The organism is Mesorhizobium sp. WSM4806 (genome assembly GCF_055811635.1).
In genome coordinates this window covers 1-401 of the sequence record NZ_JBVVQZ010000076.1, presented here as the reverse complement: position 1 = coordinate 401, position 401 = coordinate 1, and the positions used below count along the sequence as shown (strand labels likewise).

General features: G+C 68.6%; 1 protein-coding gene. It reads left to right on the top strand.

What is annotated here, in order from left to right; genetic code table 11:
* The coding region (locus AC0L2M_RS34645; RefSeq protein WP_473537276.1) for an IS256 family transposase at nt 1–401 on the top strand (401 nt) is incomplete at both ends.

Sequence of the window (401 nt, the reverse complement as noted above, 5' to 3'; positions counted from 1 at the left end):
AAGGCGATCACCGAGGAACTGTGCGGCCATTCCTTCTCGGCCTCGACGGTGAGCGAGGCGACGGCGCGGCTGGATGAAGCCCTGAAGGCGTTCTTTGAGCAGCGGCTTGCCGAACCTTACCCGTACCTCATCCTGGACGCGCGCTATGAGCGGGCGCGCGAAGCCGGCGTGATCGCCAGCCAGGCGGTCTTGGTGGCGATCGGCGTCGACTGGGAGGGCCGGCGCCAGGTGCTCGGCGTCGAGCTGGCCAACCGGGAGAGCCATTCGAGCTGGCGCGCGTTCGTGACAGGGCTCAAGCAGCGCGGGCTCGCCGGCGTCGAGTTCGTCGTCTCCGACGACCATCCGGGGCTCAGGGCAGCGATCCGCGAAGTCCTGCCCGAGGCAGTCTGGCAGCGCTGTTA